Raw genomic sequence first — 17,130 nt, forward strand, 5'->3', positions numbered from 1 at the left:
GACTAGGCCCCTTTGCCCAGCCAGACCAGAAGTCCCAGGTTTAGCAGCAGCGATATCAATGCCAGGGTTCGCCAGACCTTCAAGGGTTCACGTTCGAGCAGCGGCCGCATCGATGTACTGGCGGCCAACCGCTCACCCTGTTCCAGGGTCAGCAACCACTCTTCGGCCGTCTCGAATCGCTGCTTCGGTTCAACCGCAACGGCGCGCTTGAGCATCTCATCCAGCCACACCGGCAGATCGGGGCGATAGCGGCTGGCTGGCGCCGGGGTGCCAAAGCGCGGACGCTGGAAGGCTTCCACTTCACCGTAGGGGTAATGCCCGGTGAGCAGGTAATAGAGCGTAACGCCCGCCGCGTACAGATCCTGCTCGCGACTTGGCTGTGCGCCGGTAAACGCTTCCGGTGCCAGATAGCTCGGGGTGCCCGGCAGGCTGTGCGGTTGATCCTGCGACAGACCGGGGCAGTGCGCCAGACCGAAGTCCAGCAGGCGTAGCTCGCCGTCGTCGCCCAAGTGCAAGTTCTCCGGTTTTATATCGCGATGCAGGATGTTGCGCCGATGCAGCATGCCCAGCGCGCGGATCAGGCGCGGCGCCAGTTGCAGCCAGTCGGGCAGCTCCATCGGCCCCCGCTGAAGGAAGTGCTGGGCGAGGGTTGCGCCGCTGTATTCGCGCTGCACGTAGTACAGATGCTGGCGCTGCGGCAAACCATGGGTCTCCGGGAAATGCCTGCCGGCGACCCGACGCAGGAACCATTCTTCCTGAAGCAATGCCGGGCCGGCTTCGGGTTCGTCATGCCGGCTGGATGGCAGCGTCTTTAACAGCCAGGGCTGGCCCTGTTGGTCGCTGACCCGGTAGATCAGCGATTGCCGCGACTCGGCCAGCAACGCATCGACAATCCAGCCCTCGAACGCCTGTCCTGGGCGCAGCTTGGGCGGTAGCGGCCAGTCGCTCAGTTGCGCGAGAGAATCGGCCAGTGCTGCGTCGGGTAGCTCCTCGACGCGTAGCAACAAGGCGCTGGCGTTATCCTGGCTGCCGGTCTGATGGGCGAGATTAACCAAGGTTTGCGCGGCGCTGGAAAGATCCGCCTGGTCGCGGAGTACATTCTGGATATCGCCTTCGGTGATGCTCGCCCAGACACCATCACTGAGCAGCAGAAAGCATTCGCCGAGATGCAGCTCACCGTCCAGATAGTCCACTACCAGATGCTGATCCAGTCCCATGGCACGTTTGAGCACGTGCTGCATGTTTGGCTGGTCCCATACATGGTCTTCGCTCAGCCGCTGCAGATTTCCGCCGTGCCAGCGGTAAGCGCGGCAATCACCAACATGGGCAAGGGTGAAGCGGCGTCCGCGCAACACCAGCGCCGTCAAGGTGGTCAGCAACGGTTGCCCGTTACCGTTGGCCTGCAACCAGCGGTTGTGTGCGACAAGCAGGCGGTCGAGCGACTGCGCCACGGTCCAGGTTTCCGGAGTGGCGTAGTAGTCGGTAGCCAGCGCCTGCAACGTGGCCCGTGCCGCCAGTCCGCCGTCCGCGCATTGGCTGACCCCATCGGCGATGGCGAACAACGCACCTTTACTGGCGGCAAGCCCCGGTGTCGGCGTGACGATGCGTAGGGCATCCTGATTTTCGTCGCGCGGCCCGGTGGCGGTAGCCTCGCCGAAGGACAGTTGCAGGGGCATGAGCGAGACTCCGGACAGCGAGCTTTGAGCGATGAAATGAAAGAAGACAAGCCGCGTGGCTTGTCTTCGTTGGTCCAGCTTAGGTTGCGTCGATCAGACCCGCGCGGCAGTCATCGCGGCCGAACCCCAGGTAGTCCTCCAGCGCCGCTTGACCCCATAGAGGCCGAACCAGGCCAGCGCACCGAGGCTGGCGAACAGCCAGAGGCCCAGCTGATAGTCGCCGGTGGTTTGCTTGACGGCACCCAGACCGGCGGTGAGCAGAAAGCCACCGATACCGCCAGCCATGCCGACCAGCCCGGTCATCACGCCGATTTCCTTGCTGAAACGCTGCGGCACCAACTGGAACACCGCACCATTACCGGCACCGAGGCTGAGCATGGCGACGACGAATAGCGCCAATGCAGCGGTGGAACTAGGCAGATTGAAGCCGACGATGAACAGACAAGCGGCCGCCAGGGTGTACATCACCAGCAACGAGCGGATACCACCGATACGATCGGCCAGCGCGCCGCCAAGCGGGCGCAGCAGGCTGCCGGCGAACACGCAGGCGGCGGTGTAATAGCCGGCCTTGACCGGGTCGAAGGCGTACTGATCATGGAAGTAGCCGGGCAGGGTACTGGCCAGGCCGAGGAAGCCGCCGAAGGTCACGCTGTAGAAGAACATGAACCACCAGCTGTCTCGATCACCTAGCGCCTTCATATAGTCGGCGAAGGATTTGGGGGCAGGGCGGTTCGGCGCGTTCTTCGCGACACTGGCGAAAATGATCAGGGTCAGCATCAGCGGGATCAATGCCAGGCCGAAAACGTTGCTCCAACCGAACATCGTCGCCAGCACTGGCGCGAACAGGGCCGCGAGCACGGTACCTGAATTGCCCGCCCCGGCGATGCCCATGGCCTTGCCCTGATGCTGCGGTGGGTACCACTGCGAGGCCAGCGGTAGCGCCACCGCGAAGGAGGCGCCGGCCATACCGAGGAACAGTCCCAGCAGCAATGCCTGTTCATAGCTGTGGATGCCATTCAACCAAGCCACGAATAGCGCGGCGATGACCACGCTCTGTCCGAACAACCCGGCCGTCTTCGGTGAGGTACGGTCGGCCAGCATGCCCAGCACCAAGCGTAGGACTGCGCCAGAAAGGATCGGCGTAGCGACCATAAAGGCGCGTTGTTGAGTGGTCAGACCGAGGTCGGCGGCGATCTGCACGCCCATCGGGCCGAGCACGTACCAGACCATGAAGCTGAGATCGAAATAGAGAAAGGCGGCGAAGAGCGTTGGCGTGTGACCGGCTTTCCAGAAACTCGTATTCATCGAACACCTCACAAGACAAGTAGAACCGACGTGCCGAATGGCCGCCGGAGAACGCGGTGCTGTCGGCCGATGGCGACAGCGCGAAATCTATTGCGAGCAGCGGGTCGGTGCTGCACGCGCCCGTGTCAACGGGGCAACGAAAAAAGGCGCCGCGAACCCCCGTCAGTTCGAACGGGGGGACGCGACGCCTTTGTCATGTCTGTGAGTAACCGCCGTTGGCTACCTGCCGATTGCAAAGCAGGAGCTGTGCCAACCGGTCGGCCCGCTGCTTTTCGGGCGCTTTGCGACGGTTGGAGCAGTAGAGGCTGGATGAAAAAGGCGCACCGCCACGATCCTGTGCGTCGATTTGAAGCGTTTCCGAGAGGTCCCGGAGCGATCAGGAAATGCGGTTGACCTTGGGGAATTTTGCGTCGAACTCGCCGGGCATCGGCACTACCCCTTTGTCCCGGTAGTTGAAGAAAACGAAGCCCGACTTGGCCATGGCGATCAGCGTGCCGTCAGCCGGGCGGGTAATGCGGAACGTGATGTCACCGCCGTACCTGTTGAAGTCCATCACGCCGACCTCGAACAGCAGCACGTCGCGCGCATGAGCCTCGGCTTTGTAGGTAGTGGCGAGGTCGGTGACGATGATGCCGCAGCCGTCCTTGGTGGTTTCGGCGATGCCGTAAGCGAACAGGAAGCGCGCGCGGGCTTCGGAAATCATCGAGATCATCGAGTCGTTGGCCAAATGGTTAGCGGCGTTGATATCGGTGATGCGTACGGTCTGCTGGGTCGTGAAGCAGAACTGGTCTTCTGGAAAGTGCAGGGCGAGGCGGGCCATGAATTGCTCGGCTGGTGATTGAAGATGCGCATTCTAACGTAGCGACTAGCCCGCTACAGCTGATACGGGGCGTAGCGCGAGCGCCCCTGCTCGCGACAAGAGCCGCGATAGTTCTCACTGCTCGTTGTGCTGAGGCGAAGGCTCCGTCAGCTGTTGTAGACTGCGCTTCGCTTTGGCTTGCAAGGCTTCGAGTCGCTGATGATGTCGGGCGCTGGCAATCCGATTCAGATAATGACCGAGCAATGCCAACAGGCAGGCGATTACGAAGGTCGCGATCATGGCCATCTCATCTCTCCATCTTTTATGTTCCATCGGCGTTTGGAGCGCATCGGATCGAGCCGCGTGCTGTTCAGCACCCTCCGTCCGCAGGCGTTGTGCGTTGTCAATGCGACCGATCCAGCAGCTCGTTCATGGCAATGATCTGTTCGGCTACCTGAATCAGCTTTTGCTGGCGGCTCATGGCCTGGCGGCGCATCAACGTATAGGCGTCTTCCTCGTTGCAGCTTTTCATTTTCATCAGCATGCCCTTGGCCAGCTCGATGCGCTTGCGCTCGACCAATTGTTGATCTCGGGCATGCAGCTGCGCGCGAATGGCCTGATCGCTTTCGAAGCGGGCCATCGCCACATCTAGGATCGGTTTGAGGCGTTGAGCCTGAATGCCTTCGACGATATAGGCGCTGACGCCTGCGCGGATCGCCTGGCGCATGGCGTCGGGGTTGTTGTCGTCGGTGAACATGACGATGGGGCGCGGCTGATCGCGACTGACCATCACCACTTGTTCCATCACGTCGCGGCCGGGCGAGTCGGTATCGATCAGCACCACGTCGGGGCGTATGGACTCGACCCGTTCGGGCAGGTCTATGGTCAGGCCGGATTCTTCGATCACTTCGAATCCGGCCTCGTTCAAGGCGGCCCGCAGGCGACCAACTTTGCGCGGGGTGTCGTCGATCAGGAGAACACGAAGCATGGCTGTCTCCTCTTTCAAAAAATGCCGGGCGTGGCGGCATCAGTCAGAGCGTGCAGGGCGAAGCTGCGTGCATATCTGGCCGGGTCGCTGCCGTCCCAGTGGCTTCCATCCATCAATACGGCGCTACGCATGGATGAGTCCGGTACCGGAACGTTCAAGGCGGTCGCCGCGTCGCGGTAAAGACTGGTCTGCTGCACGCTCTGCGCTACGGCAAGATAGTCCGGATCTTCACGCAGCAGCCCCCAGCGGCGGAGTTGGGTCATGAACCAGAGTCCGTCGGAATGGTAGGGCATGTTCACCTCGCCGTTACCGAAGAAACGCAACGGGTGCTTGTCCTGCCAGGCGTGCCCGAGCCCGTCTTCGTACTGGCCGAGGAAGCGTGGTTCGATGGCAGCGAGCGGTGCGTTGATGTATTCGTTGCTGGCGATCAGTTGTGCGGCGCTGCGCCGATTGGTCTGGCTTTGATCGATGAAACGGCTGGCCTCCAAAACCGCCATGATCAGCGCTCGAGCGGTATTCGGATAGGCCTCGACGAACGCGCGCGTGCAGCCCAGAACTTTCTCAGGATGATCGGCCCAGATCGACTGGCTGGTGGCCAGGGTGAAACCTATCTCTTGTTCAATGGCCTGCGCGCCCCACGGCTCGCCCGCGCAGAATCCGTCGATACGACCAGCTTGTAGATGAGCAACCATCTGCGATGGCGGCACCACCAATGTGCGTACATCGTTCAAGGGATGGATGCCATGGGCCGCCAGCCAGTAGTAAAGCCAGAGCGCATGTGTGCCGGTGGGAAACGTCTGGGCAAGCGTGATTTTCGCACCACTCTGGCGCACGCATTTCCCGAGCGCCTCGGCATTGGTCACGTCAAGCGCTTTCAAACGACTGGATAGAGTAATGCCTTGCCCATTCTGGGCCAGCCCCATCAGCACGGCCATGTCCACGGGCGCACCGCCGCTAATGCCCAGGTGCATGGCATAGATCAATCCGTACAGACCCTGCGCGGCGTCCAGCTCGCGCTCGACCAGCTTGTCGCGCAGGTTTGACCAAGAATTCTGTCGACGCAGGTTGAGCGTGAGCCCGTATGGCTGGGCGAAACCCTGAGTGGCAGCAACTATCAACGACGCGGCGTCGGTCAGAGCCATGAAGCCAAGATTGACGACATGCTTTTCTGGCGCGTCGCTGCCAGCCACCCAGGCCAGGGCGTCGGAACGGGGCGGTGTGTTGGGATCGGTCATGCTGAGAAAAACCTTTGCCATGCGAAGGCGGTCGTCGCCGTATGAAGCGACCGGACACGCTGGAGGACCATGACTCTGGCGAAGCAAGCCATATGCCAAATACCTCCATGCCATCTCGCCGACGATCCAGCGGCCCCGTGGATAGGTGCAACCCATCGAGCCAAGGTGTCGTGGTGACACCATTTTTTAGGGTCGGGGGACGTATCGATCCGGCGCACGATCCTCCGGTGCGGCTGACGGTCGGGTCGCGCTCAGCCGAGGATTTGGCTTACGGTCTGGAGCAGCCGAGAAAAGCGCAGCGAGCTTCAGCGCGGATATAGCGGCGGCAAGGCACCTGTTTCTTGCTCAACGCTGGCAGGTTGCGCTGTCGGCATATTCTGGATGGCCTGCCACAGCGCTTCGCCCTGCCAGCGCTGGCCGGTCTCGCTGTAGAGTGCACCGTTGAGCCCATCGAGGGCATCGGATAGCGGTACGAAGCGCGCGGCCATATCAGCCAGCGTCTCGGGTTGCTGGCGGGCCCAGGCATCAAGAGCGTGGCGCGTCGCCTGGGTGTCATTAGCCAGGCAGGCGCGCTTGAGATCATCGAGCAGGCTGCGCGGCGTCGGGCCGGACTGGACTGTTCGGATCACGGCTGGCTGTCTGCGCGCGCGCAACCACAAACCGAAGCCGAGCAGGGTGCTCAGGGCCAGCACTGCGCTGCTCAACTGCCAGGGCCACAGCCGCGCTTGATCACGCGATTGCGGAGCATCGGGAGACTCGATCGTCGGTTGCTGAATGTCTGGATTTTCTGCCACGTGCAGCGCCCGCTCGGGCAGTGTGCTGCGCTCCAGTCGATCCTCGGTGGTGTTCCACCAGACCAGCTCCACGGCGGGCAGTAGAAGGTCCCCAGCTCGCGTCGCCACCAATGCCTCGCGCTGCTCGCGGCTGCCGCTGACCCCGTTGTCGGTGACCTCGTTATTCAGGCTCGGTTGATCGGAATAACGGCGCAGCCCTGGCACCTGCGGCGATTCGATTGGCGGCAGCTGTGTGCTAGTCAGACCCTCTGCCTTCAACAGAAGGCTGCGTGTTAGCGCCTCGCCGAGCTCTGCGTCCTGCGGGTCGGGACTCCAGGCTTCGACCAGGGTCAGATTGCTTGCTGGCAGCCAGGGCACACCGGCGGGATATTCGGCTGGTTTAGGTTTGACTTGCAGCGGAATGGTGGGAGATTTGACCTGCATGGATCTGCCGAAGCGGGAGCCATAGTAGTCACCGTTCGAGGGAGCCACCGTGGTGGCGCTGAACAGCTGCGCAGGGATGGTCAGCGTGCCGCTCTTTTGCGGAAACAGCGCGTAGCGAATTTCGATCACGCCGTGGCGAATGCCGTTGATGTCCTTTTCATAAGTGCGCGGTTCGCCCAGGCGCTCGACCAACGCATCGCTCATCTGCAAGGGCGAAAGCGTGCTGTCGTCATAGAGCGAAACCGAATGGTAGATGCGCAGGGTCAGGACGACCTGCGCCTGCACGTAGACGCTGTCCTGATCGAGGCTGGCGTCGATGAATATCGGTGCAAGCTTGTCGCCGCCCTCCGCGCTGGATTCGCTGACGTGCAAGGTGATGGGTTCGCTACGCCAGTCGCCCAGCTGCAGCGGCGGGATCACCACGTAGCCGGCCTGCCGCGGTTGCAACGTGATCAACCATTGAGTGATGGCACGTGCCTCGCCATTGGCACCGGACAGCTGATTGACCTGGCGGGTACCGAATACCTTGAACAGATTATCGAGCGGTTGCAGATCCGGCTTGCTGAATACGGTGACGTCGTTGGTCTCAAGCGTCAGCTCGACCGTTTCGTCCAGGCTCAGCTGGGTGCGGTCGACCCGTGCGACCAGTGTCGAGGCGCTTGCCTGGCAGGCGAGCAGGAGCAGAAACACCAGTGTCATCAGCCGCATCATTGATTCATTTCCTGGCGCTTGCGTTGTTCGTAGAGAAACTTGCGGCGCAGCAGTTCGCCGGGGTTGTCGGGTATCTTGCGCAGCCACTGATTCATCGCCTGGTCTTGCTCGGGATCGACGGAAGCCTCTTGGGCCTGGGCAAGCGTCGCGTCTGCGTCGCTTTGCGTTGCCTCAGTGGGCGTCTTCTCTGAAGCCGGATTGACATCTTGACTGAGATTACCGCTGGCATCTTCCTGCTCGGCGGTTTCAGCTGCTTCAGGCGCCGAGCCAGCAGCGCCTTGGGTCGAAGGTGTCTGCTGCGTTTGCGTGGCATCAGGCGGTGCATCCTGCTCGGCCTGATCTGCTGAGGTTTCGTTCTGCTGTGCCTGTTGCTGGCGCTGACGCAGGATTTCTTCGACGATGGCCTTGTTGCGACGGGCCGACTTCAGCTCTGGATCCAATGCCAGTGCTTGATCATAGGCTTCGATGGCGGCCTCCAGTTCCTGATTGCGCGCCAACGCGTTACCGCGGTTGTAGTGACCTGTGGCGGTATCGTCTTTGGAAAACTGCTCAGCGGCGCCTGCAAAATCACCGGCCTGGTAGCGAGCGAACCCTTGCCATTGATGATCTTCGAATCGCTCGGCGGCCTCGGTTGGACGCTCGGACTCCAGCAGACGCATGCCTTGCTGATCCGGCCGTAGCCATAAGTCCTCCATGCTCAGCGCGTTAGCCGGCTGCGGCATGAAGATGATCAGGGGCAGGCAGAACAGCCAGCCGCGGCGCCCGGCGCAGGCTGCCAGCAACAACAAGGGCAGCAACAGCCAGTGGCCCTGATCCAGCCAGGCGTCGAGTCGGGTGGTGTCATCCTTTGCTAGTAGCGCTCCTCTGCGCTCCAGCAGACCAAGGCTGTCCAAATCTGCGTCGTCGATCCGTACATGCTGGTAATGCCCTCCGATATCTGCGGCGAACCGGCCCATCGCGTTGTCGTCCAGGCGCGGGATTAGAATGGTGCCCTTGTCGTCCTTGAGAAAGCTGCCATCTTCCGTGGCGATCGGAGCGCCTTGCTCGGTGCCGATGCCGAGTATCAGCAATTGCTGGTCGCTATTGTCGAGCAGCGTGCGGATCGCTGAGCGTTCCTGCTTGTCCAGGCTGCTACCGATCAGAAGCAACCGGCCGCGTCCGCGGGCACCTTGCTCGAGCAGTTCGATTCCCTGTGCCACCGCCAGATCCGCTCGATGTCCGGGTTCCGGCATCAGCTCCGGTTGCAGTGCAGCCAGGAGGTTCTGTGTCGTGGCGATATCGTTGGACAGCGGCACCAGCGTGTGAGCGCTGCCGGCGAACACGACAACGGCGGTTTGGGCATCCTGACGGGTGTGCAGCAAATCGAGAATCTTGCGTTTGGCCTGTTCCAGGCGGTTGGGGCGGACATCGGCAGCGAGCATCGCGGGCGTCGTATCGAGTAGTACAACCAGCGGGTCGGCGCGTGACAGGCTGGGCTGTTCAGCGTGTTGCCAGCTCGGCCCCAGTAAGGCCAGGCAGGCAAGCAGCCAGGCCAAGCCGAGCAGTAACCATGGCCGCCTGCTATTGCGCAGCTTGCCGCGGGTCAGCAATGCCGCATGAAAAGCTTCGGGTAACAGGCGCTGCCAGCGACCGATCTGTCGTTGACGATGCCAGAGACGCCACAGTAACCAGATCGGCAGTGGCATGATCAACAGCCAGAACGGCCGAAGCAAATGCGGTAGCAACTCGCTCACGGACGATCTCCTCGCCGGACGAGGCGCTGAAACGACAGCTGCCAGAGTCTGCTTGCTACCAGTAGCAGACTGATCAGTAGGGCGGCCGACAGTGGCCAGACATAAAGCGCTTCGGCGACGCGAGCCCTTGCCGGCTGTTGTGCGGCGGGTTCGAGTTGATCGAGGGTGGCGCCGATCGCCTTCAGCTCCTCGCTCGAGCGTGCTCGGAAGTATTCGCCCCCGGTCTGCTCGGCGATGGCTCGCAGGGTCGGTTCGTCCAATTCGGCACCGGCGTTGAACCCGAAACGATTGAGCACGCCATTGGTTTGCGCATCGGCGCCGATCCCAATGGTATGCACCTTTACACTTTCATCTGCCGCCAAGCGTGCAGCCAGCAACGGATCGACCTCACCGCCATTATTGGCACCATCGGTGATCAACACCAGTACTCGACTTTTAGCGGGACGTTCGCGCAAGCGCTTGACCGCCAGCCCGATGGCATCGCCGATAGCCGTGTTGTTACCGGCGATACCGATGACAGCTTCGTCGAGCCAAGTGCGCACGGTTTGACGGTCAAAGGTCAGCGGCGCTTGTAGATACGCCTTGCTGCCAAACAGGATCAGGCCAACACGGTCGCCGCGGCGCTCGATGATGAAGTCGCCGAGCAACTGCTTGACCAGTTCCAGACGGCTGACCTCGTCCCCCTGCCATTGCATGTCGGGATAGTCCATCGATCCGGACACATCCACCGCCAACAGAAGATCACGGCCACTGGTGGGCAACGGCAAAGGCTCGCCGAGCCATTGTGGTCTGGCGGCGGCAAACAGCAGCAGCGACCAGACCACCAGATATGGCAACTGCTGGCGCCACGAGGGCAGCGCGACGGCGGCGCGGCGGCCCGCCAGCGACTCCAGCTCGCCGAGGAAGCTGACCTTCAATGCAGCATCGCCACTGTCGGCGGCCGGCAGCAACCAGCGCAGCAGCCAGGGCAGCGGAAATAGCAGGAAAATCCACGGCCACGCCAGCTCAAACATGTTTGCGAATCCAGATCTGCACGGCCTGTTCAAGGCCCTGAATGGCCTTGTCATCCAGCCGGCATTCGGCGCGGTAAACTCCTTCGACCAGAACCATCCAGCGAGTGAGGCCGGCGGCTGGGCAGCGGCTATCGAGAAACGCCAGCCAGGCGCGACCGCTGAGCGTGTGCGGATGATCGTCCGGATAGCGGATTCGGCAAAGGCGCTTGAGTAGCGCGTTGAGTTGTTGCAACCACTGGTTTGCCGGCTGCCCATCGTAGGGCTTGTTCAGCTGACTGAGTTCGATCAGCGCGACATGGCGCTGAGGCTCGATGTCAGCCTCTGTGCTGTCGTCGACTTCGTCTCGTTGCCAGCGCCGCCAAGGCCGCAAGCGCACCAGCAAGAGAATGCCGAGGCTCAGCGCTGCAAGAAACCACCAGCCGGGCGCTGGTGGCCACCAGACAACCGGCGGCGGTGTGATCAAAGGTTCGAGTTGATCGAGCGAGCTCATCGGCGCGCTCCGGGATGCTGCACGCTGAGGTGATCGCGCAGCTGATCTACCAGCTCATGCTGGGCATTCAGCGGCATCAACGGCAATCGCAGGCGATCAGCCAAGCGCTGCCAGCGTGCGCTGCGGGCTTCGCCCTGGCGGCGGTAGGTCTGGCGCAGGGCCGCATCATGAGTGTCCAGCTCCATCCGTGCGCCGAACTGAGCAAAACGCAGCAGGCCGGCGGCAGGCAAGGCGTGGTCGAGCGGGTCGAAGACTGGCATCAACAACAGGTCGACGTGGCGCGCGAGTAATGTCAGCTGTTGTTCGGCGGCATCGCCGAGGGTGCGCTCGTCACAGACGATCACCGCCAGACTGCCGGGACGCAACACTTCGCGGGCACGTCTCAATGCCAGGCCGAACGAATCCGGGTCGCTGTGCTGGTCTGCGGACAGCCCGGTATTTGCCCGGGCCAGACGATCTAGCAGCTGCAACAGACTCTGTTTGCTGCGTCGCGGTTTGATCTCGTGCTGTTCGCCATGGCCGAAAACCAAACCGCCGACTCGGTCGTTATGACTCAGCGCGGCCCAGCCGACAAGGCTGGCAGCTTGGGCGGCGAGTACCGATTTGAACGCTATACCGCTGCCGAAAAACAACCGGGGGCTCTGCTCCACGAGAATGTAAATGGGCCGCTCGCGCTCTTCATGAAACAGCTTGGTATGGGGCTCCTGGGTTCGTGCCGTCACGCGCCAATCAATGGTGCGAACATCGTCGCCGGCCTGATAGATACGCACTTGATCGAAGTCCACACCACGCCCGCGGAGCTTGGAGTGATGCAGGCCGACCAGCTGACTGCGCCGGTGCGGGCTTGAAAACAAGGGCACCTCTCTGACCCGATGGCGAATGTCGATCAGCTCGGCCAGGCTCACACGTATTCCGTCGCCGGGCGAGGGCGGTGCATGGCCGATACCGGCGTTTGGTGAGGGTTGCATCAGGCCACCGCCACCACGTCGAGGATGCGCTGCAGAACGCGATCCTGATCGATGCCGGCGGCTTCCGCTTCGAATGAAAGAATCAGGCGATGGCGCAACACGTCGAACAGCATGGCCTGAATATCTTCCGGGCTGACGAAATCACGACCCGCCAGCCAGGCATGGGCACGGGCGCAGCGGTCCAGCGATATCGAGCCACGGGGGCTGGCGCCGTAAGCGATCCAGCCGGCCAGCTCGGCGTCGAACTTGGCGGGCGTGCGGGTCGCCATGACCAACTGCACCAGGTATTCCTCCACCGCATCGGCCATGTACAGGCCGAGAATTTCCTTTCGTGCGGCGAAAATCGCCTGCTGCGAAACGCGATGGTCGGGAGGGGTTTCGCCGTTGATGGCTTCGCCGCGTGCCTGCTGCAGGATGCGCCGTTCCACCGATGCATCGGGGAAGCCGAGTTTTACGTGCAGTAGGAAGCGGTCGAGCTGCGCTTCGGGCAGTGGGTAGGTGCCTTCCTGCTCGATGGGATTCTGCGTTGCCATCACCAGAAACAGCGGTGATAGATCATAGGTGCTGCGACCGATACTGACCTGGCGCTCGGCCATGGCTTCGAGCAGCGCTGACTGAACCTTTGCCGGGGCGCGGTTGATCTCGTCCGCCAGCACCAAATTGTGAAAGATGGGACCTTGCTGAAAAACGAAGCTGCCGGTTTCCGGGCGATAAATTTCTGTGCCGGTGATGTCCGCCGGGAGCAGGTCGGGGGTGAACTGGATGCGGTGGAACTCAGCCTCGATTCCGCCTGCCAGCTCCTTGATCGCCCGGGTTTTAGCCAGGCCCGGGGCGCCTTCGACCAGTAAATGTCCGTCAGCTAGCAGGGCGATGAGCAGGCGTTCTATCAGCCGCTCCTGACCGAAGATCTGGCTGGAGAGGAACTGGCGCAACGAGACGAGCGCTTCACGGTGGTCCATCACGGCTCCCGATACTTGAGAAACGGCCAGGCGGCGATACGCCGTCTCCGGAAGCCCGGAGGCCGGGGAGTGCGATTGTATTGCACTCTCGGCGCCGATGCTCGCTTGGCCCGCCGCGATTGTGAATGGGGTAGCGCCGCCGATGATCGGCCCTTGTCAGGCTGCTAGGGTCTGTTGACGTTTCGTCGCGGCTCGCAGCGAAACGTCAACAGCCCCTAACGTCAGCGCCAGTTCAGCAACAGCCGCTGCTGGATCAACTCGGCGCTGCGCTGTACCACCGGTCGCAGACGAATCCGGCTGCCCGGCAGGCACTGGCCGAGACGCGCCACCGCTTCAGGGGTGAGCGCACCCAGCCGCGGATAGCCACCGATCGTCTGGCGGTCGTTGAGCAGTACGATCGGCTGGCCATCTGGCGGCACCTGCACCGCGCCGAGCGGTACGCCCTCGGAGACGATGCCGGACACACGGCAGCGCAGTTGCGGTCCGGTCAGGCGCACGCCCATGCGGTCGCTGCGGGTATCCACCGTCCAGTCGCAGTTGAACGCGTCGTACAGGCTCTGTCCGGCGAACTCGCCGATCTGTGCGCCGACCACCAGATCGAGCGGACGGGCTGCGGAGAAGTCTGGTATCCGTGCCTCCGGCACCTGATTGAGGGCGCCGCCCTGGCCGCTCCAGTTCAGTCGGTCGCCCGTTCTGAGCGGCTGGCCGTCGCCGCGTAACCCGCCGAGTGATTCGCGCGCTACCGTAGCGACGCTGCCCAGCACCCGTTCCCCCTCGAAGCCGCCCGGTGCTGCGAGATAGGCGCGAGCGCCGAGGCGCGGCTGAGCAAAGGTCAGCACCTGCCCGCGGCGGACGCTGAAGCTGCGCCAGGATTGCAGCGGCCGGTCGTCGAGAGTGGCCTGCAGGTCGGCACCGGCGAGGGCCAGAGAGCCGTCGCGTTCGCAGAGCAGACGCAGGCCGCCAAGGGTGATTTCGATGACCGCGGCATCGAGCGCATTGCCCAGCAGCCAGTTGGCCCAGTACATCGAAACCCAGTCGAAGGCGCCGCCCTGGGTGACGCCCAGATGGCGTACGCCGAAACGCCCGCCATCCTGCAGCAGCGCCAGGGAACGGCTGTAATCCACGGTTATCGCGCTCATGCTGTCGCGCCCTCGATTGTTGCCTGCGCGGTGTCGTCGCCGCCCAGGCGCAGGAAGCCGGCACGGTCGATCGGCTCGAAGCGCACGCGATCGCCCGGACGCAGCAGGCTGTAGCCGTCGCGCTGGTAATCGAACAGTTGCACCGGGGTGCGCCCGATCAGGTTCCAGCCGCCCGGAGATTGCACCGGGTAAGCCGCGGTCTGCCGGTCGGCGATGCCGACGCTGCCGGCGGCGACGCGCTTGCGCGGGGTCTTGAGCCGGGGCGTCGCCAGACGCTCTTCGACCAGGCCCATGAAGGCGAAGCCAGGAGCGAAACCCAGCGCGAACACCTGGTAATCATGGGCGCAGTGGCTATCGATCACCTGCTGCACGGTAAGACCCGCGCGCCCGGCGATCAGCTCCAGTTCCGGGCCGACGCTCGGGTCGTACCACACCGGTACGCGGTGCAGCGTGCCGCCGGCATCCTCAGCCGCTTCAAGGCCTTCGACAGCGCGGGCCAGACAGGCGCGCGCCTGTGTCGAGGTCATCAGACTCAGGTCGTAATGAACCATCAAGGTGGTGTAGGAGGGCACCAGATCGACCAGCGCGGGGCCGAACAGTGCGGTGATCTTCCGGCCGGCCGCCCGCAGCCAGGGCATGTTGCGTTCGTCGATGGCCTCGAACAGCCGCAGCGTCAGGCAGTCGATCGCCGAAACCTCGATGCCGGGTTTCATGCCTGCTCCAGTTCGCGCAGGGCTTCACGGATGCGCCGCACCGCGGCTACCGAGCCTGCGTTGTCGCCGTGCACGCACAGGGTATCGCTGGCCAGTCGCAGGGCGCTTCCGTCGCTGGCTTGCAACGGTTCGCCTCGGGCCAGGGTAAGGGCCTGACGGACGATGACCTCGCTGTCGTGGTGCACCGCCCCCGGCAGGCTGCGCGAAACGAGATAGCCGGCGTTGTCGTAGGCACGGTCGGCGAACGTCTCGAACCACAGGGTCAGGCCGAACTCCTCGGCCATGCGCAGCGGCGCGCCGTTGTCGGCGGTGCTCATCAGCATCAGCGGCAACTGGCGGTCGTAGCGGGCCACAGCCTGCATCACCGCGCGCAGCCGCGCCGGATCGCGCATCATGTCCTGGTACATCGCCCCATGCGGCTTGACGTAGCTGACGCGCTGGCCGTGGGCGCGGCAGATGCCCTCGAGTGCGCCGATCTGATAGAGCAGCATGTCCTCGACTTCCTGCGGCGTGCAGGCCATCGAGCGGCGGCCGAAACCGACCAGGTCGGGGTAGGCCGGGTGGGCGCCGATGCGCACGCCATGTTCGGCGGCCAGCGCCACCGTCTTGCGCATGGTGCCGGGGTCCGAGGCGTGGAAGCCGCAGGCGATGTTGGCGCAATCGATGTACGGCATGACCTCGGCATCGAGGCCCATGGTCCAGGCGCCGAAGCTCTCCCCGATGTCGCAATTCAAGAGCGGATTTTTCATAGGGGCATTCTCTTATTGGTTCACAGCGAGTTCTCGCCTTCCGGCCTGAGACGGTGGCACTGAGCGCATTGTTGAAGGGGCATCTGGCCGCGTCCAACAAATTAAGACGTGCGCGGGGGATAAGAAAATTCGATCTATCGCCGAGCCGCGCACCACATGGGCGATGCGGAGGCGAGCGGTTCTTTACTATCGAACGCAACAGGAATTTCGCGTTGGCCAACGGATGCCCGTTCGAGCAATAGTGCAGCGCTCACACGGCGTTGCTGCGCACGATCTGCGACTGCTTGGGTGGCAGAGCGTGTGCCTGGAGCAATCTGGAGGCGCGACATCGGATTGGGCGGCAAACGTGGCGCCATGAACTAGCTTTATGGCACAGGCATTGCTTTTCCTCGCCTGGAGTATGGCCGCGCACTTCACACCCCAAGGACAACCGGGAGCTTTGTCTGCCTATGAACATGCGGTTTCTCGAGACATTCGTCTGGGTAGCCAGGCTGAAGAGCTTCCGCCTTACGGCCGAAAAGCTGTTCAGCACCCAGGCGTCGATTTCCAGCCGTATCGCCGCCCTTGAAGATGAACTTGGCGTGCCGCTTTTCTTGCGTGATTCCAAGGGCGTCACGCTGACGGCACAAGGGCAGCGGGTGCTGGAATATGCCGAACAGATGATGGACACCATGCAGGCGATGAAGCAGTCGATCAGCAGCGCTGGGGATACCCAAGGGCTGGTCCGTATCGGCGCGATGGATACGATCATGCACACCTGGTTGAGTTCGTTCGTAGCGCGAATCATGGAATGTTACCCGGCCGTCGAGATCGAGCTCACCGCCGACACCGCCCGTAATCTCTGCGATCAGCTCCAGAAGGGTTATCTGGACATCATTTTTCAGACCGACGAAGTGCGCGCCGATTCGGTGCGCAATCAGGCGCTGGCGCAGTATCCGGTTCAATGGGTGGTGTCGTCGGGTTCCATATTCGATCGCACCTATCAATCGCTGGAAGATTTAACGCGCGAACGGGTGATTACGTTCTCCAAGCACTCGCGTCCGCATCAGGACCTGCTGAACATGCTGCATGCCGGCAACATCGCGTCGCCGCGCGTGAGTTGCGTCAATTCGGTGGCCGCCATGACCCGCTTGATTCGCGATGGGTTCGGAATCGGCGCGTTGCCTGCGGCCTTGGTGGCTGACGAGCTCCGGCAGGGCGTATTGGTTGTATTGGCCGATGTACCGGTGCCTCCGGCCATGGATATCGTCGCGAACTGGCGCGCCGGCGTAGGGCTCGATCTGATCGATAACGTTGTCGCGCTGGTGCATGAGGTCATCGCCGACTTCAGCCGCTCAATGGGCGCGGATATGGTGCGTCTGGCGGAGCCCGGCACGTCTGCGACGGCGCGCGAATCTGCCTGATATACGGCGTTCGCCGAGTCGGTATCGTCGCG

The 17,130-nt window shown here is 62.7% G+C and carries 16 protein-coding genes; 1 reads left to right on the forward strand and 15 read right to left on the reverse strand.

Translation table 11 applies throughout. The features are described from left to right. Positions 1-2: 2 nt before the first annotated feature. The 15 genes from D7241_RS04695 to D7241_RS04765 all read right to left on the reverse strand — a co-directional run bounded on the left by D7241_RS04695 (position 3) and on the right by D7241_RS04765 (position 15,695). Positions 3-1,676, reverse strand: a complete 1,674-nt coding sequence (locus D7241_RS04695; protein ID WP_408100503.1) for a protein kinase domain-containing protein — start codon at positions 1,674-1,676, stop codon at positions 3-5. Between the two features lie 93 nt (positions 1,677-1,769). Next, the gene (locus tag D7241_RS04700) at positions 1,770-2,981 is read right to left on the reverse strand and encodes an MFS transporter (protein WP_408100504.1); all 1,212 of its coding nucleotides are present in this window, start codon (positions 2,979-2,981) and stop codon (positions 1,770-1,772) included. Positions 2,982-3,357: 376 nt separating this feature from the next. Further along, entirely contained in the window at positions 3,358-3,801 is a 444-nt protein-coding gene (locus tag D7241_RS04705; RefSeq protein WP_255981847.1) for a thioesterase family protein, read from the reverse strand. A gap of 114 nt (positions 3,802-3,915) precedes the next feature. Then, entirely contained in the window at positions 3,916-4,086 is a 171-nt protein-coding gene (locus D7241_RS04710) for a hypothetical protein (protein ID WP_408100505.1), read from the reverse strand. Positions 4,087-4,183: 97 nt separating this feature from the next. Further along, positions 4,184-4,768, reverse strand: a complete 585-nt coding sequence (locus D7241_RS04715; protein ID WP_255981843.1) for an ANTAR domain-containing response regulator — start codon at positions 4,766-4,768, stop codon at positions 4,184-4,186. 14 nt (positions 4,769-4,782) lie between these two features. Further along, complete coding sequence (locus D7241_RS04720) at positions 4,783-6,003, reverse strand: CmpA/NrtA family ABC transporter substrate-binding protein (protein WP_408100506.1); 1,221 nt, start codon at positions 6,001-6,003, stop codon at positions 4,783-4,785. 305 nt (positions 6,004-6,308) lie between these two features. Further along, on the reverse strand, positions 6,309-7,931 hold the full coding sequence (locus tag D7241_RS04725) for a BatD family protein (protein ID WP_408100507.1): 1,623 nt from the start codon (positions 7,929-7,931) through the stop codon (positions 6,309-6,311). After that, the gene (locus D7241_RS04730; RefSeq protein WP_408100508.1) at positions 7,928-9,664 is read right to left on the reverse strand and encodes a VWA domain-containing protein; all 1,737 of its coding nucleotides are present in this window, start codon (positions 9,662-9,664) and stop codon (positions 7,928-7,930) included. The genes D7241_RS04725 and D7241_RS04730 overlap by 4 nt, the downstream gene beginning before the upstream one ends. Further along, positions 9,661-10,677: a vWA domain-containing protein gene (locus D7241_RS04735; RefSeq protein ID WP_408100509.1), complete on the reverse strand. Its 1,017-nt coding sequence runs from the start codon at positions 10,675-10,677 to the stop codon at positions 9,661-9,663. The genes D7241_RS04730 and D7241_RS04735 overlap by 4 nt, the downstream gene beginning before the upstream one ends. Further along, complete coding sequence (locus D7241_RS04740; RefSeq protein WP_255981833.1) at positions 10,670-11,167, reverse strand: DUF4381 domain-containing protein; 498 nt, start codon at positions 11,165-11,167, stop codon at positions 10,670-10,672. Before D7241_RS04740 ends, D7241_RS04735 begins: the two co-directional genes overlap by 8 nt. Further along, complete coding sequence (locus tag D7241_RS04745) at positions 11,164-12,135, reverse strand: DUF58 domain-containing protein (RefSeq protein WP_408100510.1); 972 nt, start codon at positions 12,133-12,135, stop codon at positions 11,164-11,166. The genes D7241_RS04740 and D7241_RS04745 overlap by 4 nt, the downstream gene beginning before the upstream one ends. Next, on the reverse strand, positions 12,135-13,094 hold the full coding sequence (locus tag D7241_RS04750) for an AAA family ATPase (RefSeq protein WP_408100511.1): 960 nt from the start codon (positions 13,092-13,094) through the stop codon (positions 12,135-12,137). Before D7241_RS04750 ends, D7241_RS04745 begins: the two co-directional genes overlap by 1 nt. A gap of 221 nt (positions 13,095-13,315) precedes the next feature. Beyond that, positions 13,316-14,233 (reverse strand): biotin-dependent carboxyltransferase family protein, encoded by a 918-nt coding sequence (locus D7241_RS04755; RefSeq protein WP_408100512.1) that lies wholly within the window; start codon positions 14,231-14,233, stop codon positions 13,316-13,318. Next, positions 14,230-14,946 (reverse strand): 5-oxoprolinase subunit PxpB, encoded by a 717-nt coding sequence (gene pxpB, locus D7241_RS04760; RefSeq protein WP_408100513.1) that lies wholly within the window; start codon positions 14,944-14,946, stop codon positions 14,230-14,232. Before pxpB ends, D7241_RS04755 begins: the two co-directional genes overlap by 4 nt. Then, a complete protein-coding gene (locus tag D7241_RS04765) occupies positions 14,943-15,695 on the reverse strand; it encodes a 5-oxoprolinase subunit PxpA (RefSeq protein ID WP_408100514.1) in 753 nt (250 codons plus the stop codon). The genes pxpB and D7241_RS04765 overlap by 4 nt, the downstream gene beginning before the upstream one ends. A 449-nt stretch (positions 15,696-16,144) precedes the next feature. Between D7241_RS04765 and D7241_RS04770 the strand changes: the two genes are divergently transcribed. Further along, the gene (locus tag D7241_RS04770) at positions 16,145-17,098 is read left to right on the forward strand and encodes a LysR family transcriptional regulator (RefSeq protein WP_255981821.1); all 954 of its coding nucleotides are present in this window, start codon (positions 16,145-16,147) and stop codon (positions 17,096-17,098) included. Positions 17,099-17,130: the final 32 nt, after the last annotated feature.

The organism is Stutzerimonas sp. VN223-3 (assembly GCF_045999685.1).
GTDB lineage: Bacteria > Pseudomonadota > Gammaproteobacteria > Pseudomonadales > Pseudomonadaceae > Stutzerimonas > Stutzerimonas stutzeri_AR.